1 protein-coding gene and 1 pseudogene are annotated in these 535 nt (G+C 35.3%); both read right to left on the bottom strand.

What is annotated here, in order from left to right; all coding sequences use genetic code 11:
* Window positions 1–109 (bottom strand): annotated as a pseudogene (locus V7183_RS26030) (Imm47 family immunity protein); the annotation flags it as partial.
* A 222-nt stretch (window positions 110–331) separates the two neighbouring features.
* Window positions 332–535: DnaB-like helicase N-terminal domain-containing protein (locus tag V7183_RS21290; protein WP_438825187.1), on the bottom strand; the 204-nt coding region annotated here is incomplete at its 5' end.

Below are 535 nucleotides of genomic sequence, written 5' to 3'. Positions count from 1 at the left end.
AGCTTTCTTTCTCAGTTGTAACATCTTTTAGCTTAGATTTAAGATTTTCGATTCTATCATTTGGAATATCACCATACCAAATATCTCTTACCATATTTTCCAAATTCATAACCCTTCTCCTTTGTAATGATTCTCTCTGTCACTTTGTCACCCAGTAAAATTTTTTCTCGCTTATTTATCGTTCTTATCACACTATCCTATATGAAAACAAAACTCCATGATGGTAAAACCTTCATGAACTTTCGAATTTTTATATAATCAGCTAGCTATGCACTCAATCTCCACACTTCTTAATTGATCTATAACTTTTTTATTCGTTTAGCTAGGTCCTTTATATGGTCTTTATCCAACGGTGCTTTTGTTGTTGGTGAAAAATCAGGGACTCCATTTTTGAAACAAGTGTGACAAAATCAAGTTGCTGCCCGTCTTCCTTTATTTTTCGTATCAACTTGAATATAACTTGATGCACAGCCGTAGAAAAGTGCCGCTCGGTCAGGTGGCACCCCTTAGTCAGTTCACCATCAAGAAGCAAAGA

This window comes from Bacillus sp. JJ1127 (assembly GCF_036965845.1).
Lineage (GTDB): Bacteria > Bacillota > Bacilli > Bacillales > Bacillaceae_G > Bacillus_A.
Note: the sequence above shows the minus strand (reverse complement) of the source record. Positions and strands in the feature narration are given on the sequence as shown.